Raw genomic sequence first — 21,485 nt, 5'->3', positions numbered from 1 at the left:
GGGGACTCGTTCGCGGTCGAGACCGCCCGCAAGAGCATCGCCCCGAGGGCGGGCCTCCCACGAAAGCAGACGGTGCCCACCGAATCCTATGGGAGGCGCGCCCTCGCGGCGACAGGGTCGGGCGACCTTGGCTGCGAACGGCATCGAGACTGGACCGGCCGCCCGTGGATCAGTCGACTCCGACGAACCCGCCGGTCTGGTGCTGCCAAAGCCGCGCGTAGAGGCCGCCGAGCGCCACCAGCTGGGCGTGCGTGCCGGTCTCGACGATGCGGCCGCGGTCCATCACCACCAGCCGGTCCATGCGCGCGATGGTGGACAGCCGGTGGGCGATGGCGATCACCGTCTTGCCTTCCATCAGAGTTTCCAGGCTTTCCTGGATGGCGGCCTCGATCTCCGAATCCAGCGCCGAGGTCGCTTCGTCGAGTATCAGGATCGGCGCGTTCTTCAGCAGCACCCGGGCGATGGCGATGCGCTGGCGCTGGCCGCCGGAGAGTTTCACGCCGCGTTCGCCGACCTGCGCGTCCAGCCCGGTGCGGCCGTCGGCGTCGCGCAGGGTGGCGACGAAGCCATCGGCGCGCGCCTTGCGCAGGGCCTCGAGGATGTCGGCGTCGCTCGCATACGGCCGCCCGTAGCGCAGGTTGTCACGGATCGACCGGTGCAGCAGCGAGGTGTCCTGGGTCACCACGCCGATCTGCGCGCGCAGGCTTTCCTGGGTCACCCCGGCGACGTCCTGGCCGTCGAGCAGGATGCGCCCGCCGGACAGGTCGTACAGGCGTAGCATGAGATTGACCAGCGTCGACTTGCCGGCGCCGGACGGGCCGACCAGGCCGATCTTCTCGCCCGGCGTGACCCTCAGTTCGAGCCCGTCGATCACCGCCGGCTGACCCTGCGCCGCCTCGCCGCCGTAGCGGAACCGCACCTGCTCGAAGCGCACCTCGCCGTGCCGGACCTCCAGCGGCCGGGCGTCCGGGCGATCGGTCACGTCCAGCGGTTGGACGATGCTGCGCATGCCATCCTGCACCGTGCCGACGTTGTCGAAGATGCCGCTGACCACCCACATGATCCATTCCGACATGCCGATGATGCGGATCACCAGGCCGGTGGCCAGGGCGATGGCGCCGGTGGAGATCTGCCCGATGCTCCACAGCCACAGCGCCAGGCCGACGGTGCTGGCGATCAGCAGGCCGTTGAGGCAGGTGATGCTGATGTCCATGCCGCTGATCACCCGCGACTGGCGGCGGAAGCGCTCGACCAGGTCCTGCATGGCGCCGCGGGCATAGCCTTCCTCCTCGCGGGTATGGGCGAACAGCTTGAGCGTCATGATGTTGGTGTAGCCGTCCACCACCCGCCCGGTCACTCGCGAGCGGCCTGCCGAGGCCTCGGCCGAGCGCCGCCGCACGCGCGGCACGAAGAGCCACAGCGCCAGCAGGTAGCCGAGGATCCACAGCATCAGCGGCAGCATCAGGCGCAGGTCGGCGCCGGCGAACAGCACCATCGCGCTGCCGGCGTAGACGATGACGTGCCAGAGCGCGTCGACCACCTGCACCGCCGAGTCGCGCAGCGACGGGCCGGTCTGCATCACCCGCTGGGCGATGCGCCCGGCGAAGTCGTTCTGGAAGAAGGCCAGGCTCTGGCGCAGCAGGTGGCGGTGGTTCTGCCAGCGGATCAGGCTGGTCAGGTTGGGCGTCAGCGCCTGGTGCAGCAGCAGGTCGTGCAGGGCGAAGGCCAGCGGGCGCAGCAGCAGGGTGACCACCGCCATCCAGATCAGTGCGTTGCGGTGCTCGGCGAAGAATTCGCTGGCCGGCGTCGTCTGCGCCAGATCGATCAGGCGGCCGAGGAACTCGAACAGGGCCACCTCGATCAGCGCGACGAAGAAGCCGATCACCAGCAGGCCGAGCATCACCGGCCAGACCTGCCGCAGGTAGTGCAGGTAGAAGCCGATGATCCCGGCCGGCGGCATCCCCGCCGGGCCTTCGCGGAAAGGATCGATCAGGCGTTCGAAGCGTCGGAATAGCATGCGCACGCTCGGCAGAGGCCGTCGTGGATCACGACGGCGTGAATCGTCACAGCCGCTTGGCCGAGAGGATGGTCACCGGCGTGCTCGGCACATTCTGATGCATGCCGCGGTTGCCGGTGGGCACCTGGGCGATGCGGTCGACCACGTCCATGCCGCGCACCACCTTGCCGAACACCGCGTAGCCGAAGTCGCGGCTGCCGTGGTCGAGGAAGGCGTTGTCGCGGTGGTTGATGAAGAACTGCGCGGTCGCCGAATCCTTCGCCTGGGTGCGCGCCATCGCCAGGGTGCCGCGCACGTTGTGCAGGCCGTTGTCGGCCTCGTTGCGGATGGGCGCGCGGGTGTCCTTCTGCCGCATGTCCTCGGTGAAGCCGCCGCCCTGGACCATGAAGCCCGGGATGACGCGGTGAAACACGGTGCCGTCGTAGAAGCCGCTGTCGACGTAGCCGAGGAAGTTCTCGACCGACACCGGCGCCTTGTCGGCGGCCAGCTCGATCTCGATTTCACCGAGGCTGGTGCTCAGCAGCACATGGGGGTTGTCGGCGGCCAGCAGGTGACCGGCCATCAGCAGGGAACAGGCAGCGAGAAGAAGACGTTTGAACATGGGACGTTTTCCTGGATGGGTGATTCAGCTCGCGCGGGTGACGAGCGGTTCGGCATCGTAGGCCTTGATGAGTTCGATGAGAATCCGCGTCGCCGGACCGAGCGGCTTGTCCTTGTTGCTGTAAAGGTAGAAGGTCGGCCGGCGGATGCCGCCCTGCACCAGCGGCAGCGGCTTGAGCACGCCCTCGGCGAGCTCGCGCTCGATCATGTGCCGCGGCAGCCAGGCGAAGCCCAGGCCGCTGCGCACGAAGGCCACCGAGGTCGCCAGGCTGCCGACCGTCCAGCGCTGCTCGGCGCCGAGCCAGCCGCTGTCGCGCGGCTGGCGGCGGCCGGAGTCGCGCACCACGATCTGCATCTGGTGCTGCAGGTCGTGGGCGCTGAGCTTGCGCTGCAACTGGTGCAGCGGGTGGTGGGCCTGGGCCACGGCGACGAACTCGACGCTGCCCAGCTGGGCGCCGAGGTAACCGGTGATGTCCAGGCCGCTGATCGCCAGGTCGGCGGTGCCGTCCTGTAGCACGTCCTCGACCCCGGAGAGCACCTCCTCGCGCAACAGCACGCGGCAGCCGCGGCTGTCGGGCATGAAGGCGGTGAGCGCGCGGATCAGCTTGGCGTTGGGATAGGCGGCGTCGACCACCAGGCGCACCTCGGCTTCCCAGCCCTGTTCCATGTGGTGGGCCAGGTCCTCCAGCTGGCTGGCCTGGCTGACCAGTTGCCGGGAGCGGCGCAGCAGCGCCTGGCCGGCCTCGGTGAGCACCGCCTTGCGCCCGTCGATGCGCAGCAGCGGCACGCCCAGCTGCTCCTGCATCCGCGCCACCGTGTAGCTGACCGACGACTGCGAGCGGTGCAGCGCCGCGGCGGCCTGGGCGAAGCCGCCGTGGTCGACCACCGCCTGCAGCGTTCGCCATTGATCGAGGGTGACACGAGGGGCTTTCATCGTCGCGGGCCTGCCTTCGCCGTGCATGCGGGTCTGTTAAGCTGGCCGCCGCTCTGTCGAGGAGACGCCGTCCACATGAAGAAACTCTGCTCCGTCCTGCTTGCCATGCTGCCGCTCGCTGCCTTCGCCGCGACCTATCCGGTGGAGGTGGACAAGTCGCTCAACGGCAGCGAGATCGGTGTCACCACCGAGACCATCGACCGCGACCTGGCCGGCCTGCTGCTGTACAACTACGGCGCCACCCCGGCGACCTGCACCGGGGTGTTCAGCAACGGCCCCGAGCCGGCGCGCACGCGCCGCGCGCAGATCCAGCCCGGCGAGCGCATTCCGATGACGGTGAAGTTCAAGCGCGACATCATCCGCCTGCGCGTGAAGCTCACCTGCGAGCCGCAGTCCTAGCGCAGGGCCGTGCCGCGGAGGCGCAAGCTTACCCGCGCTCCCACTTCTCCCGATAGGCCGCTTTATTTCCTATCGTGACGGGGTAACCTATGCGCCCGTTTTTTCCAGCCCTGCCGAGGTGATGCCTTGTTCGCCCAATTCAAGCTGCACGAACGCCTGCTCAAGGCCGTCGCCGAACTGGGGTTCGCCGACCCGACGCCGGTGCAGGCCGCGGCCATTCCCCCGGCGCTCGAAGGCCACGACCTGCGCGTCACCGCCCAGACCGGTAGCGGCAAGACCGCCGCCTTCGTGCTGCCCATGCTCAACCGCCTGATCGGCGACGCCCAGCCGCGGGTCGACGTGCGCGCGCTGATCCTGCTGCCGACCCGCGAACTGGCCCAGCAGACGCTCAAGGAAGTCGAGCGCTTCGCCCAGTTCACCTTCCTCAAGGCCGGGCTGATCACCGGCGGCGAGGACTTCAAGGTCCAGGCGGCCATGCTGCGGCGCGTGCCGGACGTGCTGATCGGCACGCCGGGACGGCTGATCGAGCACCTCGACGCCGGCAACCTGGTGCTCGGCGACGTCGAGATCCTGATCCTCGACGAGGCCGACCGGATGCTCGACATGGGTTTCGCCGAGAACGTCATGCGCCTGACCGAGGCCTGCGCCAGGCGCCAGCAGACCCTGCTGTTCTCCGCCACCACCGGCGGCGCCGGGCTGCGCGAGATGAGCATGCGCATCCTGCGCGAGCCGCAGCACCTGATGCTCAACCGGGTCAGCGAGCTGAACGAGAACGTCCGCCAGCAGATCATCACGGCCGACGATCCGGCGCACAAGGAACGCCTGGTGCACTGGCTGCTGGCCAACGAGACCTACGAGAAGGCGATCGTCTTCACCAACACCCGCGCCCAGGCCGACCGCCTCTACGGGCACCTGGTGGCCAGCGGCAGCAAGGTGTTCGTGCTGCACGGCGAGAAGGACCAGAAGGAGCGCAAGCTGGCCATCGAGCGGCTCAGGCAGGGTGGGGTGAAGGTGCTGGTGGCCACCGACGTGGCGGCGCGCGGGCTGGACGTCGAGGGGCTGGACCTGGTCATCAACTTCGACATGCCACGCTCGGGCGACGAATACGTGCACCGCATCGGCCGCACCGGCCGTGCCGGCGGCGAGGGCCTGGCCGTGTCGCTGATCACCCACAACGACTGGAACCTGATGTCCAGCATCGAGCGCTACCTCAAGCAGCACTTCGAGCGGCGGGTGATCAAGGGGCTAAAGGGCAGCTACCAGGGGCCGAAGCAGCTCAAGGCGTCCGGCAAGGCGGCCGGCGCCAAGAAGAAAAAGACCGACAGGAAACCCGGCGAGAAGAAGGCCAAGGCTGCGCGACCGAAGGCCCCGAAACGCTCGGAGCCGACCGTGGTGGTCAGCCAGGACGGCCTGGCGCCGCTGCGACGGCGCAAGCCGGCAGCCGAATGAAAGGCTCCGGCCGTTCGGCCGGGCGCGCTCAGCGCTGCTCGGACTTGGGCATGCCGGACTGCTGCTCGGCCTGCTCGAGATCGCGGATGCGCTGGTCGTAGGCCTCGCATTCATTGCCCAGCCTCCGCTGGGTGCGCTTGACGTTCATCTGCCGGATTTCCTCGTTCAGCTTCGCCGCCCGGTCGGGATCGCTCTTGCTGATTTCGCTCACCCGGTCGGCCAGTTCCTGGGCCTTGCGCTCCACCACGTCGGTCGTGCAGTCCTCGTTCGCGCTGGTCGGCGCCTGGGCGTAGGCGCCGGCGCTCATGGCGACCAGGACGCCGGCGATAACCGTTTGCAGTGCTTTCATGGGCGTGTTCCTCGCTCGCTGCCTTTCCCAGTGGACGGCGCCCGGCGGGCCTGAGTTCAGCCCCGGCGCCGGGCGGCCCGAACCGCGTCCGCCGCCCGGCGGTCGGAACAGTAACGGTTGCCGTCGCGGCGCCGGGCACCATTCGACGGAGGACGCCATGAGCTACAACTGGGACCTGATCCAGTACCTGCTGCACGAGGTGCAGCATTCGGCCAACGAGAATTTCAAGCCGCGCCTGGCCGCCGAAGCCTTCGCGCTGGCCCAGGAAGACGCCGGCCAGCCGCTGCCGAACATGGACCACCTGCGCGCCGAGGCGGCCGACTACGAAGATCTGCTGCTGAACGGCGGCTTCATCCAGCCGCGCCCGGAGGAAGCCGGCGGCATTGGCGAGAACTTCGTGCTCACCGAGCGCGGCGCCCGCCTGCTGGGCATGCTCGACAAGGATGCCGGCGGCGCGTCCATGCGCCGGTTGCTCGACGAGAAGGGCGAGGCGGTGCTGGTGCCGGAAGTCTTCGACCCGCTGGCCGAGGGCCGCTAGCCGGCCGGATCAGCGTGCGCGGTCGCGGCTGCGCACCGTCAGTTCCAGCGCCTGGCGCATGTCCAGCCGCGCCGAGCGGCCGACGTCGCGGTCGTCGAGCTGGTAGCCACGCTCCGACGGCAGGATCGGCGCGGTCAGGTCATCGGCGTCGGCGGCCTCGAAATCCGAATCACGGCCGATGGTCAGCGCGCTGCGACGCAACAGTTCGCGCAGTTGCTCGGGGCTCAGGGAGGGGTTGATCGAGGCCATGGCCGCCACCACGCCGGCGACCATCGGCGTGGCGTAGGAGGTGCCGCAGTGCGGCGCGCCCGGCTCGCCGGTCGGCGTCCAGGCATGCAGGCAGGCCGCGGCGGCGATGTCGACGCGGGTATCGAGGTTCGACGAGCGGCGCCGCACGCTGTAGTCCGGGTGGTCCACCGGCAGGTCGTGTCGTTCGCTGCGCTCGTGGCCACCGACCACCAGCAGCTGCTCGGTGACGAACGAGGAGGGCAGGCGGTAGTCGTCGGCGCTGGAAAAGGTCGAGCCGTTGCCCGCCGAGTTGACCACCAGCACCTGCGGATGCTCGCGGCGCAGCCAGAGAAAGAATTCCTCCAGCAGTTCCTCGTAGCCGCTCATGGCCACGCCGGAGCGGATCAGCGAATCCACCGGATCGCCCTCGACGTCGCGCATGCCGACCCGGTGGATGCCCCAGCTCCAGTTGAGGATGCGCACGCCATCCTCCACCAGGTTGACCGAGGCGGCGACGTTGGCGGTGATGCCGGCGTCCGAGTTGCGGTCGACGATCACCTCGAAGCCGGCGCCGGCCGGTTTCAGCGCGGCGAGAAAACCCGGCGTCGAGCGGTCGTCGGCCATCAGGATGCCGGCCACCAGGGTGCCGTGGCTGTCCGGCTCGGCGGCGTCGCGCGCATACAGGCAGCCGTGGTCGCGGGCGCGTTCGCAGGGCCCGAGGTAGCGGCGGAAGGCCGGCAGGTCGAAATCCAGGTCGCGTTCGATCAGGCCGATGCGCACCGGCTCGGTGGGCACCGGGTCACGCTGGGCGGGAATGCGGTGGCGGTAGTAGGCCACGGCGTCGAGAAAGCGGTTGGCGGCCCACTCGCCCTCCTGCGGCGCGTGCGGCCGCTCGCCGCCTTCGGCCGGCTCGGCGGACGAATCCTCGACCACCACGGCATCGACCGTGACCTCGTTGCCGATACGCAGCACCAGCGCGTCGCGCTCGATCAGGTCGCGCGCCGGCAGGCGCAGCTGGTAGGTATTCAGCGGGGGGATCGCCCCGACCACCTCGGCACCGTACTCGCGCGCCAGGTTGCGGGCTTCCTCGAGGCCGTCGTAGCGCTCCTCGATGACCACGCCGACCAGGTTGCGGTAGGTCTCGATGCCGTCGTCATTGCGGGCGATGCCTTCGGGCCCGGCCGCCAGCACGTGGGCGTCGCCGGCGGTGAGCCAGACCGGGTTGCTGCGCCGGCCGTCCTGTTCCAGCCAAAGCGGCGCGCCGCGGCGGTCGTCGCGACCGAAGTCGATGCGCAGGCGCTCGCCGTCGCGCCGGATGCGCGTGTCGGCCACCGGCTGGTCGCCGACGAACACTTGCAGGGGCGCGTCGGACAGGCCGCGCGCGGTCAGGCAGAACTGCACCGGTTCGCGGGCCAGCAGGTCGCCGCAACGCACCAGCCCGGCGATGCGTGGCTCGGGCGCCGCCATCGACGCCAATGGCGAGGCGGACAGGCAGCAGAGCAGGGCGGCGCGCAGGAGGTTGTGGTCGATCAAGCCCCGGGCGCCTCCCGCCGCAGCAGATGGACGCTGAACAGCCGCTGCGGGTCGGTCCAGACCGCCGCCGGGACGAAGCCGGCCCGGCGGCCGAGCGCGGTGAAGCCCTCGACGCTGTACTTGTACGAGCGTTCGGTGAGCAGGCTTTCGCCGGCCTCGAAGCGGAACGTCCGGCCTTCGAGCGTCACTTCCTGCGGCTCGCGGCTGACCAGGTGCATCTCGATGCAGGATTCGGCTTCGTCGAAGAAGGCCCGGTGCTCGAAGCGCGACGGATCGATGTCGCAGGCCAGCGTTTCGCGCAGACGCTCGAGCAGGTTCAGGTTGAAGGCCTTGGTCACCTGCGCCGCGTCGTTGTAGGCCGCCTCCAGCACGGCCTTGTCCTTCGGCAGGTCGACCCCGACCAGCAGCGCGCCGCCGGCCGGCAGCAGGGCGTGCAGGTGCTGCAGAAACGCCAGCGCCTGTTCAGGGGCGAAGTTGCCGATGCTCGAACCGGGGAAGAACAGCAGCGGGCGCGTCAGCGTGAACTCGCCCGGCAGGCGCAGGCCTTGGCTGTAGTCCAGGCAGGCCGCCGAGACCTCCAGCCAGGGATAGTCCGCGGCCAGGCGCTGGGTGCTCGACAGCAGGAAGTCGGTGGACAGGTCGATCGCCAGGTAGCGCGCCGGGCGCAGCGCGTCGAGCAGCAGACGTACCTTGCGACTGGCGCCGCTGCCGAGCTCGACCAGTTCGCCGCCCTGGCCGACCCGGCCGGCGAGGTCGTTGGCGGCGGCGGCGAGGATCGCCTCCTCGGTGCGCGTCAGGTAGTACTCCGGCTGCTGGCAGATACGCTCGAACAGTTCCGAACCGCGGCGATCGTAGAAGAACTTCGGCGCAATCGCCTTGGGCGTCGCCGCCAGGCCGGCGAGCGCGGCGTCACGCAGGGACGGCCCGGCCGGCTGCAGGTCGTCGTGGAAACGCACGCTGGTCGCCATCTCAGGCCTCCCGTGCCAGGCGCACGCCGGCGAACTGCCAGCGCATGGCCGGCTGGAAGAAGTTGCGGTAGCTGCTGCGGATGTGCGACTCGGGGGTGGCGCAACAGCCGCCGCGCAGCACCATCTGCCCGGACATGAACTTGCCGTTGTATTCGCCGAGCGTACCCTCCAGCGGCCGGAAGCCGGGATACGGGCGGTAGGCGCTGCCGGTCCATTCCCAGACGTCGCCGAACAGCTGCAGCGGGCCCTCGCCCTCGGGTTCGGCGGCGACCGGCTGCAGGTGGTCGCTCTCGAGGAAGTTGCCGCGCACCGCCAGGCCGTTGGCGGCCACTTCCCACTCGGCCTCGGTCGGCAGCCGCGCGCCGGACCAGCGGGCGTAGGCGTCGGCCTCGTAGAAGCTGAGGTGGCAGACCGGGGCGTCCAGGTCCAGCGGACGGAGCCCGCCGAGCGTCATCTCGTGCCAGGCGTCGTCGCGCCGCTGCCAGTACAGCGGGGCGTGCCAGCCGCCCTGGATGACCTGCGCCCAGCCGTCGGACAGCCACAGGTCGGAGCGGGCGTAGCCGCCGTCGGCGATGAAGGACAGGTACTCGCCGTTGGTGGCCGGGCGGCTGGCCAGCTGGAACGGCTCGACGAACTCGCGGTGGCGCGGCCGCTCGCAGTCGAAGGCGAAGCCCTCGCCACCGTGGCCGATGTTGTAGATGCCGCCGGCGTAGCCCAGCCAGCGCAGGTGCTCGTGCCCGAGCGGCGGCGGGCTCAGGTCGTCGCGGTAGACCGGGTGCAGCGGGTTCTGCGCGAGGATGTGCTTGATGTCCATCAGCAGCAGTTCCTGGTGCTGCTGCTCGTGCTGCAGGCCCAGCTCGACGCGGCGGACGATCTCGCCGGCGTGCTCGACCGGCGGCCGCGACAGCAACTGCTCCATGGCCTCGTCGACGTGTGCGCGGAACTGGTAGACCTCAAGGGTGCCGGGGCGCGAGATCAACCCGCGGCGGGCCCGCGGGAACGGCGTGCCGTGGGTTTCGTAATAGGAATTGAACAGGTGGTCGTAGGCTTCGTCGAGCGGCCGGTAGCCGTTCAGGTAGGGCCTGAGCAGGAATGCCTCGAAGAACCAGCTGACGTGCGCCAGGTGCCACTTCGGCGGGCTGACGTCGGGCATGCTCTGGACCACGTGGTCCTCGGCGCTGAGCGGGGCGCAGAGCGCCTCGCTGGTGGCGCGCACCTGGCGGTAGCAGGCGAGCAGGTGCTCGAGCTGGTCCAGTGCCGGCTGCATCCTGGGCCGGTAGGCCGGTTGACTCATGGGCGTTCTCCCTTTCATCGGATCCATCGAAGCGGCGGACGGTCGTGTCCGGCCGATGCGGTTCGGGCGTCCTGCACGGGCGGCAAGGGACGAACCCGCAGTGCCGCATCGTCCCCGTGCATCCCCCGCTCAGTAGTTCGGTGTGGTTTCCGGGATGCCGGTGTCGTCGCGCAGCGCCGGCGACCAGGGTTCCAGCCGGCAGCCGCGCTCCTCGAGGTCCCGCCGCGCCTGGCCGATCACCGCCGCCAGGCGGGTGTCGTCGGCATAGTCTTCCGGCGACACCTGGGCCACGCTGAGCAGCGTGTCGCCGTCGCCGTCGACCACCGAGAAGCCGAAGCTCTCGCCGTCGGGGTTGGCGCCGGTGACGCAGCCGAGCGGCACGAACGCTTCGGACACTAGTTTCATCGCGGTATCCAGTCCGGGCGGTGTGGGGGTCATGCGGCGCCTCCGATCGAAGCTTGGTGGGTTCACTAGAGACCGCCGCCGGCCGGCTGCGATTCATCCGGCCGACGGGTTGCAGTCACGGCGGGGCCTTCGCGCCCGCGTTTCAGCGCGGTCGCGCGGCGGACTTCTGCAGGCATTCGAGCCCCGAAAGGTCGCGGCGGATGGCGTCGATCCTGCCCGCCAGGTGACGGCGCTGGCGCTCGTCGGCCAGCGCGTAGACGTCGACCGCGAGATCGATGCCGGCGGTCTCGTTGCGGTGGAAGGCCTCGCGGTAGTCCGGCGCCCAGAAGGCCTCGCGGTCCTGCAGCAGGCGCTCGATGCGGGCGGGAAAGTCCGGCGCGTGGCGCTGCTCGATGGCTTCCTTGAACGCCTGCTGCCAGAGCGCGCGGCTGGCCAGCCAGCGGCTGTTGTGGTCGCCGAGTGCCTGTGCCCACTGGCGGATACGCGCGCGCTGGGCATCGTTGAGGCGGCCGAGCCAGTCGGCCAGGCGTTTCTCCACCCGTTCGGCGCGCTTTTCGATCTGCTCGTCGAGCGGCGGGTCGAGGTACTCGTCGAGGCGCTTGCGGTGGTCCTCGTCGAGCTTGGCCAGCAGCCTGCGGGCCTGCTCGTCGTCCAGCCGGCCCAGCAGGTCGACGGTGGTCGGGGTGACTTCGCGGGCGATCACGCCCAGCGCCTCGCGCGCCTCGAGGTAGCGCGCCCGCAGGTTTTCGTGGGTGACCGGGTCGTGCTCGAGGCGGTCCAGCCACTCGAGGTAGCGGGGCAGCTGGGTGCTGCAGTGCCAGGCCAGGTGATCGCGCAGGTAGCCGCGGAAGTCGCTTTCCTGGTCGCGGCTCATGTCCACATAGTCGTCGACCGACCAAGGGATCAGGGTGTCCAGGTTGCGGTAGACCAGGCCCACGCGGGTGCAGGCGGCCAGCAGCAGGGCGGTGGTCAGCAGGCAGAGCAGCGATCGATAGCGGGCAATCGGCGGGCGGGGCATGGCCACCTCGTTTTCTCCACAGTCGATCTAGAGAGTCGAAGCGGCGTCAGGGGTTCGGCTGGTCGTGCGCGTCGAGCAAACCGGGCCGCGCGTGGTCTGCTGTTTGAGTCCGCTCGCGGACGCAGGCATCGGGACAACCGAGGAGGACGCGATGAAGCCACAGACCCGACAACTGAGAGGCGATGAAATCCCGGACGCCTGGCGCCCGGCATGGGAAGTCTGCTGGGTGGTCGAGCTGGACGGCAAAGTGGTCGCCGGACCCTATGCCTCGCAGAGCGAGGCCCAGGCAGTGGCCGACAGCGAGAAGCGGCCGGACGAGTTCCAGACCCCGCTGCGCTGAAGCGGGGCGGGCGGCTCAGGAGCCGTCGAGCGCGGCCTGGGCCCGGGCTTCCTCGCCGCGCGGCGGCGGCTCGATCAGCAGGCCGACCACTTCGACCGCCTTGTCGAACGACGGATAGCCACTCTGGGCCACGTCCAGCGCGGCATAGGCGTCGCGATAGCGGGCCGCCCGCTCCGGATCGCGGGTGGGCAGCAGGTAGGGCTCGTCATAGATCCTGTAGAGCAACGCGATGGCGTGCGGATGACCCTTGTTGGCCGCCCGTTCCAGCTGTGCGATCACGTCGTGTGGCTGCGGGCCTTCGCGGATCATCAGCACGGCCCGGTAGAAATCCACCTCGCCCAGCTCGTCATGCGACTCGGCGCGCTTGAGCAGGGCATGGGCCAGTTCGTAACCCTCCTCGTCGGCGGCGGAGATCAGGATCTTGGCCTGGATCAGGTCGTTCTGGTAAAGCAGGTGCTGTTCGCGGCAGGGCGAGTCGCTCCAGGGCGTGTCGCAGGAAGGGCTGGCACAGCCGCCGAGGGCGAGCAGTACGGCCAGGGCCAGGGCATTCTTCGAGCGCACGCGAGTCTCCTTCTGGGCGGGTGGTTCCGGGGCGAGCGGGTTCTGGCCAGCTTGAGACCTGCCGGAACGCCTTCTGTTCATCGAGGGTCCGACCTGACGAGCGCGCGGCAGCCGCGTTCCAGGTGCTTGCGACAACTATAGCTGCCGCCCGCCCGGTTGCCCCGCGGCCGGGCGGCTGCGACCGATCACTTGCAGGGAGACGACCGATGCAGCCATTGCTCCGCCTTTTCCTCTGCGGCCTCGTGCTGGGCGCCGCGACCACCACCGCCACCGCCGCGCCCCAGCGGCTGGACAGCGAACTCGGCGCGCTCGAGGTGGCGACCCTCGCCGAGGGGCTGGCCTATCCCTGGGGCCTGGCCTTCCTGCCGGATGGCGAGCGCATGCTGGTCACCGAGCGCCCTGGGCGGCTGCGGGTGGTCGGCCTCGACGGCAGCGTCTCGGCGCCGCTGGGCGGCGTGCCGGAGGTGTTCGCCCAGGGCCAGGGCGGGCTGCTGGACGTGCGGCTGTCGCCGTCGTTCGACCAGGACCGGCTGGTCTACCTGAGCTACGCCGAGGCCGGCGAGGGCGGCCGGGCCGGCACGGCGGTGGGGCGCGGGCGGCTGGCCGAGGACCTGGCGACGCTCGAGGACTTCCAGGTGATTCTGCGCCAGGAGCCGAAGCTCTCCAGCGGCTTCCACTTCGGCTCGCGCCTGGTGTTCGACCGCCAGGGCGACCTGTTCGTGACGCTCGGCGACAACCACCAGAACGCCGCCGCGCAGGACCTCGACAAGCTGCAGGGCAAGCTGGTGCGCATCCACGCCGACGGCGGCATCCCCGAGGACAATCCCTTCGTCGACCGCCAGGGCGCGCGCCCGGAAATCTACAGCTACGGCCATCGCAACGCCCAGGGCGCCGCGCTCAATCCGTGGAGCGGCGAGCTGTGGCTCAACGAACACGGCCCGCGCGGCGGCGACGAAGTCAACCGGATCCAGGCCGGGGCGAACTACGGCTGGCCGCTGGCCACGCACGGCATCGACTACAGCGGCGAGCGGATCCCGCAGGCCAAGGGCAAGACCGTGGAGGGCACCGAACCGGCGCTGCACGTCTGGGAGCGTTCGCCGGCGGTCAGCGGCATGGCCTTCTACGACGCCGAGCGCTTCCCCGCCTGGCAGCGCAACCTGTTCGTCGGCGCCCTGGCGCAGCAGCAGCTGATCCGCCTGCAGCTCGATGGCGAGCGGGTGGTGGGCGAGGAGCGCCTGGCGCTGAACCAGCGCATCCGCGACGTGCGGCTGGGGCCGGACGGCTATCTTTATCTGCTGACCGGCGCCGGCGACGGTCGCCTGCTGCGGGTCGGCCTGCAGCAAGACTGAGCGCGACCGGCTGGCCGAACGATTGAACTCGGCGGACGGGCCACTACAATCGCCGCCTTCGCAACCGGAGCAGCACATGGCCGACATCGGGCAATACAACCGCTTGGCGATCGTCAAGCACACCGGCTTCGGCCTTTACCTCGACGGCGGCGCGCAGGGCGAGATCCTGCTGCCGAAGCGCTACATCCCCGGCGACCGGTCCACCGAGGTCGGCGAGGTGCTGGAAGTGTTCGTCTACCTCGACAGCGAGGACAAGCCGATCGCCACCACCGAGCGGCCGCGCGCGCAGGTCGGCCAGTTCGCCGGCCTCAAGGTGGTGGAGATCAACCGGGTCGGGCTGTTTCTCGACCGGGGCCTGCCGAAGGACCTGCTGCTGCCGCACTCCGAGGAAAAGCGCCCGCTGCAGGTGGGCGACACCTGCGTGGTCTACGTCTACCTGGACCCGCGCACCGGCCGCATCACCGCCACCGCACGGCTGGATCGCTTCCTCGACCGCACGCCGGCGCGCTACCGGGCCGGCCAGCCGGTCGAGCTGCTGGTGGTGGAGGCGACCGACCTCGGCTTCAAGGCCATCATCGAGGGGCGCCACTGGGGCCTGATCCATCGCAACGAGGCCTTCAAGCCGCTACGGCCCGGCCAGCGCGAGAAGGGCTTCATCCGTGAACTGCGCCCCGACGGCAAGATCAGCCTGACCCTGCAGGCGCAGGGGCGCGCAGCCGCGGACGCCCTGCAAACCCTCATCCTGGAGCGAATCGAGGCCGGGCAGGGCGTGCTGAAGGTCAGCGACAAGACGCCGCCGGAAGAGATCGCGCGGCTGTTCGGCGTCAGCAAGGGCAACTTCAAGAAAGCCATCGGCGGCCTGTACAAGCAAGGCCGCATCCGCATCCTCGACGACCGCATCGAGCTCGTCTGAGCCCGGCGCGCTTTCCTTCCCTACCGTTCACTGCATCACTGCACGCCTGGCGCGCTGCCAGGCGTGCAGCCGCCTGCGCGCGTCCTTCCCGTGGAGGGCCCAGGACGCGGCCGGCCCGCTGACAGCCCGACCGTTCGTCCGGTTTTCCAAAGCCCTTTCGGCATCTCCTGCGCACGCTTGTCACTTGATTGACGCCGAATTATCGCCGCCGCAGCGCCCAAACTAGAGCCGTTCCGGTTTGCGGTGATGGCGAACCCGCATTACCTGAAATTGATATCCAATTGATAGCAAATGCTTGATTTCAGACCGGTTTCGACAATTTTGTGGCGCCAGGAAAATTTTGCTTTGCTGGCGGAAACCGATATAAATGCGCCCCACACAGCGGCTGATTCCAAAAGATCAGGCTTCGGTTAGTTCGGAATAGTCACTGTGTCGAATTCGGTTGCTTACTTGGGGCAAGGCGGTCTACGCAAATATTCCAGGTTCAATGCTCCCGTACTTTTTAAAGGCGCCCCGGCCTTTTGCAGTATTAAGTTTCGGAGTTGTTAAATGTCTATCAATGCATTCACTGGCGCCCGCAAGGCGCTCGTCGCAGCCGTTGCCGTGGCTGCCGTACTGGGTAGCGTAACCACTGTCGGTCAGGTCCAGGCCGCAACTACTACTGCCGCCGTCACTTCCGCTGCAGTGTCCACTCAACTGACCAACCGCACCAACGGCGAATGGCTCAATGGCGTTCTGCGCAGTGCCGGCGGTTTCGCCGTACCTGCAACTGCCGCCAACAAGGCCGCGTTCGTAGTGGGCGCGTCGGTCAAGTTCGCCGACGGCCAAGTTCGCAAGATCACCAAGGGCTATGTCGTCGGTAGCGATATCAGCGTATTTACCGAAGGCGCCGCACTCGACGGCAATAAAGTGGGTTATCCCAATGTTGTCGCGACCGTTGCCGCCGGTAGTGCGCCTGCGCCATCCACGCCCTCGGCGACCACCGGCGTCAGCGCCGGCATCAACAGCTTCACCAACACCGATTGGCTGAACGGTATCTGGCGCAAGTCCGCCGGTTTCTCGATCCCCGCGACCGCCGCCAACAAGGCCGCCTTCGTCAAGGGTGCGAGCGTCAAGATGTCGGACGGCCAGGTGCGTAACGTCGTGGCCGTCTATCTGTCGGGCGCCAACATGAGCGTCATGCTCGACGGCGCTACCCTCGACGGCAACAAGGTCGGCGCTCCGCAGGCGGCCGTGGCCGTCGGCGCCGATACCGGCAGCGGCAGCCAGGCCCCGGCTCCGAGCCCGTCCACGCCTTCGACCGGCATCAGCTACTCGAGCGCGATCAACAACTTCACCAACAGCGACTGGCTGAACGGCGTTTGGCGCAAGTCCGCCGGCTTCTCCGTCCCTGCGACCGACGCGGCTAAGTCCGCTTTCGTCAAGGGCGCGCGCGTCACCCTGGCCGACGGCCAGGTGCGCAACGTCGTGGCCGTCTACCTGTCGGGCGCCAACATGAGCGTCATGCTCGACGGCGCCACCCTGGACGCCGCCAAGGTCGGCTATCCGAACAAGCTGGCGGCGGGCACCTCGTCCGGCGCCAACACGCCGAGCACCCCGGCCCCGGCTCCGTCGACGCCCGGCACCGGCCAGGTCCTGGCCAGCAGCGCGATCAATAACTTCACCAACACCGACTGGCTGAACGGTGTGTGGCGCAAGTCCGCCGGCTTCTCCATCCCGGCCACCAGCGCCAACCAGGCCGCCTTCAAGTCCGGCGCCATGGTCGAGGCCGCCGACGGCCAGGTGCGCAAGATCACTGCCGTCTACGTGGTCGGCGGCAACATGAGCGTGATGCTCGAAGGCGCTGCCCTGAACGGCAGCACGGTCGGCTATCCGAAGACCGTGGCGGTTGTCAGCGGCACCACCAGCGGTGGCAGCACCGGCGGCACGGGCGGTAGCACCGGCGGTTCGACCGGTGGCTCGACTGGCGGCAGCACTGGCGGTTCCACCGGAGGCTCGACCGGCGACACCGGCTCGACCCCGGCTCCGACCCCGACGCCCACTCCGACGCCCGGCAACCCGGCCACCGGCGGCCAGCCCATCACCCTGGTCGGCGTGAACCTGGCTGGCGCCGAGTTCGGCCACCACGTGATCCTGCCGGGTGTGTACAACAAGCATTACACCTATCCGACGGAGGCCAACTTCAAGAAGTACGCCGACCTGAAGATGAACCTGGTGCGCCTGCCGTTCCGCTGGGAACGCCTGCAGCCGAAGCTGAACACCGAACTGAATGCGGCCGAACTGTCGCGCATGTTGCAGACGCTGGACTACGCCAAGAAGTACAACGTCAAGGTCATCCTCGACATGCACAACTACTACCGCTACTACGACAAGCTGATCGCCACCAGCGAAGTACCGATTGCCTCGTTCGCCGACACCTGGAAGCGCATCGCGCAGAAAGTGGTCAACCATCCGGCCGTGTACGCCTACGGTCTGATGAACGAGCCGTACTCGACCAACGGTTACTGGCCGCAGGCGGCCATGGCCGCGGCCAAGGCCATCCGCAGCGTGGACGCGAACCGCTGGATCTTCGTCGCCGGCGACCGCTACTCGAGCGCCTACCACTGGGAAGCGTATAACCCGAAGCTGGCCACCGACGCCTGGATGCGCGATCCGAAGAACAACCTGGTATACGAAGCGCACATGTACATCGACAAGGACTTCTCGGGCAGCTTCGCCGACCGCAACGCGGTCTACGATCCGAACGTCGGCGTGCAACGCGTCAAGCCCTTCGTCGAGTGGCTGAAGAAGAACGGCCTGCGCGGTCACCTGGGTGAGCACGGTATCCCGGACTTCTCGCCGTCGGCGGTGGTCGCGACCGACAACCTGCTGACCTACCTGCGGCAGAACTGCGTATCGAGCACCTACTGGGCCGGCGGCCCGTGGTGGGGCGAGTACGCGCTGTCGCTGGACGTGTCGAGCGGCAAGCACCGCCCGCAACTGCCGATGCTGCAGAAGCAGGCCGCGGCGAGCCACAGCTGCACCAGCATCGGCCCGCTCCGGTAACGCCGGCCGCCGGCATGCCTGACCGGTTCACGCCCGCCAGGCACCCCGGGACCCTCAAGCCAGGGGCCGTCTTCCGAAAGGGGACGGCCCCTGGCTTTTTTGTGGAGTGGGGCAGGGGCTCTGCCTGCGACGCCATGGCTCGGAAGGAAAAGGCCGGGGGAGCGTGGGCTCGCATGGCCTTGCCTCCCTCATCCGACCCTGCGGGCCACTTCTCCCGCGGGGAGAAGGGAAAGGCGCGGCGTTGCCTGCCACTTCGGCGGGCACCTGTAGGAGCAGGCTCTGCCTGCGACCGGGCCAGCGCCATGCCAGATATCAGCACGGAGTCGGCCCTCTCTCCGTCCCGGGAGATGGCCGGGGCGAGGGCTGGCGTGCAGAAACCCTCCCTCATCCGACCCTGCGGGCCACCTTCTCCCGAGGGGAGAAGGGAAAGGCGCGGCGTTGCCTGCCACTTCGGCGGGCACCTGTAGGAGCAGGCTCTGCCTGCGACCGGGCCAGCGCCATGCCAGATATCAGCACGGAGCCGGCCCTCTCTCCGTCCCGGGAGATGGCCGGGCGAAGGCTGGCGTGCTGGAGCCCTCCCTCATCCGGCCCTGCGGGTCACCTTCTCGCGGAGGGAAGAGGGGAAAAGCATGGGCGCGGCCCGGGGATTCGGCGCGGGTCCGTAGGAGCGAGCTTGCTCGCGAACCAGGTCTGCACAACGTCCGCCTGCGCATGAAACGCCACCCATGCCCTTGCACGGTCGCCTGTTCTCTCGACCGAATGAGCCCCTCAAGACAATCGTCCGCCCGCCGATAGCCACGTCACCCCTGCCGCGGCACACCAAGCGAAACGGCGTTCTAGAGGGGTTTGCGCGTGGGAAACGCCTTCAGCGCCTACCGTTCGTCGGCAAAAAAAGCGCCCTCTGCCGACTCTTTTCGATGTCTTTTCGAAAAATTGACGCCAGCTCTTCGACTAAAAACCGCGCTAAATCAAGGCATCCATGCTCGTGCCTATTAGTGGCACTAAGCCATGTCGCGATATCAGCACGATATTAAACCTTGTTTTTTGCCGGCTTTCTGACGCTTTAGTGGCGTCAAAAAAATTTTGCTTTTTCTCCGGAAGGCCTAATAATTCGCCCCGCACCGCGACTCATCCCAACACTTAAAGAGTTCACTAGTTCGGATCGGCGCGCTGTTTTAATCCGGTTGCGTACTTGGCTGGTCGTGCAAAGGTCTGGCGCCAGTTAATTAGATGCTCCCCACTTTTTAAAAGGCATGACGCCCTTTTGCAGTATTAAGTTTCGGAGAGATTTCAATGTCTGTTAATGCATTTGCTGGTGCCCGTAAAGCACTCGTCGCTGCTGTCGCCATGGCCGTAGTTCTGGGCAGCGTGACCACCGTGGGCCAGGCTCAGGCCGCCACCACCACCGCTGCTGTTGCTTCTGTTTCCGCTTCCACCGTACTGACCAACCGCACCAATGCGGAATGGCTCAACGGTGTTCTGCGTAGTGCTGGCGGTTTTGCCGTTCCGGCAACTGCTGCAAACAAGGCCGCCTTTGTTGCTGGTGCTTCGGTGAAGTTCGCCGACGGCCAGGTTCGCAAGATCACCAAAGGCTATGTAGTTGGTAGCGACATCAGCATCTTCACTGAAGGCGCTGCACTCGACGCCAGCAAAGTTGGTTATCCGAATGTTGTAACCATCGGTTCTGGCAGCACTGCAACCAGTTCGTCCTCTACCACTACTACCTCGACACAAAGTGGCTCGACTCAGACGGCCGGCAGTGTCGCCGCCACCATCAATAACTTCACCAACACCGATTGGCTGAATGGTGTATGGCGTACCAAGCCGATGTTCTCCATCGCGGCCACCGCTGCCAACCAGGCGGCCTTCAAGGTCGGTACTTCGGTCACCCTGGCTGACGGCCAGGTGCGCAAGGTCGCGGCCATCTATCCGTCCGGCACGAACATGAGCGTCGTACTCGATGGCGCCAACGTGAACGCGAGCGTCGTGGGTTATCCGAAGACACTGGTTGCCGGCACAGCCACCAGCACTAGCACTGGTACTTCGACTTCCAATACCGCTGAGTCGAGCACGACGGTCACCGAACAGGTACTGGCTACCAGCGCGATCAACAACTTCACCAACACCGATTGGCTGAATGGTGTGTGGCGTTCCAAGCCGATGTTCTCCATCGCTGCCAGCACCGCCAACCAGAGCGCGTTCAAGGCCGGTGCCTCGGTCAAGCTGGCCGACGGCCAGGTGCGCAAGGTCGCGGCCATCTACATGGCGGGCGCCAACATGAGCGTCGCCCTCGATGGTGCCGCCGTCAACGCCAGCGCCGTGGGCTACCCGAAGACCCTGGCCGTGGTCACCACCGGCAGCACCAGTTCGTCGACCCCTTCCACCAGCACGGGCGGCAGCACCAGCGGCAGCACCAGTGGCAGTGGCACTACCAGCGGCAGCACCAGCGGTAGCACGAGTGGCAGCAGCAGCGGTAGCACCAGTGATAGCACCGCACCGAGCACCGGTTCGGGTTCGACCACTCCGGTCGCCAACCCGATCCAACTGGTGGGCGTGAACCTGTCGGGCGCCGGTTTCGGTCCCTCGGTGGTTCCGGGTGTGCATGGCGTCAACTACACCTACCCGGCCGAGTCGTACTACAAGAAGTACGCCGACCTGGGGATGGGCCTGGTCCGCCTGCCGTTCTTGTGGGAGCGTATCCAGCCCAAGCTGGACACCGAACTGAACGCGGCCGAACTGGCTCGCCTGATGCAGTCGCTGGATTTCGCGCAGAAGCACGGCGTGAAGGTCATCCTCGACATGCACAACTACTACCGCTACTACAACAAGCTGATCGCCACCAGCGAAGTGCCGATCGCCTCGTTCGCCAGCGCCTGGCAGCGGATCGTGCAGAAGACCATGAACCACCCGGCTGTGTACGGCTACGGCCTGATGAACGAGCCGCACGACACCAACGGTTACTGGCCGCAGGCCGCCGCGGCAGCTGCCAAGGCGATCCGCAACGTGGACAAGCAGCGCTGGATCTTCGTGGCCGGCGACCGCTACTCGAGCGCCATGCACTGGCCTCAGTTCAACGGCAGCCTGATCAACGATCCGTGGATGCGTGACGCGAGCAACAACCTGGTGTACGAAGCACACATGTACATCGACAGCGACACCTCGGGTACTTACGCGAACCGTAACGAGACCTTCGCTCCGAACATCGGTGTAGATCGTGTCAAGCCGTTCGTCACCTGGCTGAAGCAGAACAAACTGCGCGGCTACATCGGTGAGCACGGTATCCCGGACTTCGCACCGTCGGCAGTGACTGCAATGGACAACCTGCTGGGTTACCTGCGCGAGAACTGCATCCCGATGACCTACTGGGCGGCCGGTCCGTGGTGGGGCGAGTACTCGATGAGCCTGGATGTGTCGAGCAACAAGGCCCGTCCGCAGCTTCCGGTTCTCCAGAAGCATGCAGCCGCCAAGAGCAGCTGCTCCACTATCGGCCCGATGTAATCGCGAGTCGGTAGACAAAAGAAACGGGCCTTCGGGCCCGTTTTCTT

Annotated in this window: 18 protein-coding genes; 8 read left to right on the top strand and 10 right to left on the bottom strand. The window is 67.7% G+C overall.

The annotated features are described in order from the left end of the window. Nucleotides 1–169: 169 nt before the first annotated feature. Genes H610_RS0115855 through H610_RS0115845 form a run of 3 tightly spaced genes read right to left on the bottom strand, consistent with a single transcriptional unit; the run spans nt 170 to nt 3,551 of the window. Entirely contained in the window at nt 170–2,017 is a 1,848-nt protein-coding gene (locus H610_RS0115855) for an ABC transporter ATP-binding protein (RefSeq protein ID WP_028240588.1), read from the bottom strand. Between the two features lie 46 nt (nt 2,018–2,063). Then, nucleotides 2,064–2,618, bottom strand: a complete 555-nt coding sequence (locus H610_RS0115850) for a peptidylprolyl isomerase (RefSeq protein WP_028240587.1) — start codon at nt 2,616–2,618, stop codon at nt 2,064–2,066. Nucleotides 2,619–2,642: 24 nt separating this feature from the next. Further along, complete coding sequence (locus tag H610_RS0115845) at nt 2,643–3,551, bottom strand: LysR family transcriptional regulator (RefSeq protein ID WP_028240586.1); 909 nt, start codon at nt 3,549–3,551, stop codon at nt 2,643–2,645. 75 nt (nt 3,552–3,626) lie between these two features. Here H610_RS0115845 and H610_RS0115840 point away from each other — a divergent pair, with 75 nt between their 5' ends. Then, on the top strand, nt 3,627–3,950 hold the full coding sequence (locus H610_RS0115840; RefSeq protein WP_028240585.1) for a hypothetical protein: 324 nt from the start codon (nt 3,627–3,629) through the stop codon (nt 3,948–3,950). A gap of 126 nt (nt 3,951–4,076) precedes the next feature. After that, entirely contained in the window at nt 4,077–5,399 is a 1,323-nt protein-coding gene (locus tag H610_RS0115835) for a DEAD/DEAH box helicase (protein ID WP_028240584.1), read from the top strand. A gap of 28 nt (nt 5,400–5,427) precedes the next feature. On the opposite strand, the gene H610_RS0115830 is transcribed toward H610_RS0115835, so the two are convergent. Continuing rightward, on the bottom strand, nt 5,428–5,748 hold the full coding sequence (locus tag H610_RS0115830; RefSeq protein WP_028240583.1) for a hypothetical protein: 321 nt from the start codon (nt 5,746–5,748) through the stop codon (nt 5,428–5,430). 157 nt (nt 5,749–5,905) lie between these two features. On the opposite strand from H610_RS0115830, the gene H610_RS0115825 reads away from it, so the two are divergent. After that, nucleotides 5,906–6,286 (top strand): hypothetical protein, encoded by a 381-nt coding sequence (locus H610_RS0115825; RefSeq protein ID WP_028240582.1) that lies wholly within the window; start codon nt 5,906–5,908, stop codon nt 6,284–6,286. A 9-nt stretch (nt 6,287–6,295) separates the two neighbouring features. Here the strand turns inward: H610_RS0115825 and H610_RS0115820 are convergent, their stop codons facing one another. The 5 genes from H610_RS0115820 to H610_RS0115800 all read right to left on the bottom strand — a co-directional run bounded on the left by H610_RS0115820 (nt 6,296) and on the right by H610_RS0115800 (nt 11,732). Continuing rightward, complete coding sequence (locus H610_RS0115820) at nt 6,296–7,981, bottom strand: S8/S53 family peptidase (protein WP_051231816.1); 1,686 nt, start codon at nt 7,979–7,981, stop codon at nt 6,296–6,298. Between the two features lie 62 nt (nt 7,982–8,043). Further along, a complete protein-coding gene (gene egtD, locus H610_RS0115815; RefSeq protein ID WP_028240580.1) occupies nt 8,044–9,015 on the bottom strand; it encodes an L-histidine N(alpha)-methyltransferase in 972 nt (323 codons plus the stop codon). A gap of 1 nt (nt 9,016) precedes the next feature. Then, the gene (egtB, locus tag H610_RS0115810) at nt 9,017–10,282 is read right to left on the bottom strand and encodes an ergothioneine biosynthesis protein EgtB (RefSeq protein ID WP_051231802.1); all 1,266 of its coding nucleotides are present in this window, start codon (nt 10,280–10,282) and stop codon (nt 9,017–9,019) included. Between the two features lie 156 nt (nt 10,283–10,438). Beyond that, a complete protein-coding gene (locus tag H610_RS0115805) occupies nt 10,439–10,747 on the bottom strand; it encodes a hypothetical protein (protein ID WP_028240578.1) in 309 nt (102 codons plus the stop codon). A 109-nt stretch (nt 10,748–10,856) separates the two neighbouring features. Next, on the bottom strand, nt 10,857–11,732 hold the full coding sequence (locus tag H610_RS0115800; protein ID WP_028240577.1) for a DUF6279 family lipoprotein: 876 nt from the start codon (nt 11,730–11,732) through the stop codon (nt 10,857–10,859). A 151-nt stretch (nt 11,733–11,883) separates the two neighbouring features. Between H610_RS0115800 and H610_RS0115795 the strand changes: the two genes are divergently transcribed. Beyond that, nucleotides 11,884–12,072, top strand: a complete 189-nt coding sequence (locus H610_RS0115795; RefSeq protein ID WP_028240576.1) for a hypothetical protein — start codon at nt 11,884–11,886, stop codon at nt 12,070–12,072. A gap of 15 nt (nt 12,073–12,087) precedes the next feature. Here the strand turns inward: H610_RS0115795 and H610_RS0115790 are convergent, their stop codons facing one another. After that, a complete protein-coding gene (locus H610_RS0115790; protein WP_028240575.1) occupies nt 12,088–12,633 on the bottom strand; it encodes a hypothetical protein in 546 nt (181 codons plus the stop codon). A 206-nt stretch (nt 12,634–12,839) separates the two neighbouring features. On the opposite strand from H610_RS0115790, the gene H610_RS0115785 reads away from it, so the two are divergent. The 4 genes from H610_RS0115785 (at nt 12,840) to H610_RS0115770 (ending at nt 21,438) form a co-directional block, all read left to right on the top strand. Beyond that, nucleotides 12,840–13,982, top strand: coding sequence for a PQQ-dependent sugar dehydrogenase (locus H610_RS0115785; RefSeq protein ID WP_028240574.1), 1,143 nt, complete (start codon nt 12,840–12,842; stop codon nt 13,980–13,982). Nucleotides 13,983–14,058: 76 nt separating this feature from the next. Continuing rightward, a complete protein-coding gene (locus tag H610_RS0115780; protein ID WP_028240573.1) occupies nt 14,059–14,895 on the top strand; it encodes a CvfB family protein in 837 nt (278 codons plus the stop codon). A 549-nt stretch (nt 14,896–15,444) separates the two neighbouring features. Next, complete coding sequence (locus H610_RS24040; protein ID WP_028240572.1) at nt 15,445–17,940, top strand: cellulase family glycosylhydrolase; 2,496 nt, start codon at nt 15,445–15,447, stop codon at nt 17,938–17,940. 1,293 nt (nt 17,941–19,233) lie between these two features. Beyond that, nucleotides 19,234–21,438, top strand: coding sequence for a glycoside hydrolase family 5 protein (locus tag H610_RS0115770; protein WP_028240571.1), 2,205 nt, complete (start codon nt 19,234–19,236; stop codon nt 21,436–21,438). Nucleotides 21,439–21,485 lie beyond the last annotated feature (47 nt).

It is taken from the genome of Stutzerimonas azotifigens DSM 17556 (assembly GCF_000425625.1).
GTDB lineage: Bacteria > Pseudomonadota > Gammaproteobacteria > Pseudomonadales > Pseudomonadaceae > Stutzerimonas > Stutzerimonas azotifigens.
Note: the sequence above shows the minus strand (reverse complement) of the source record. Positions and strands in the feature narration are given on the sequence as shown.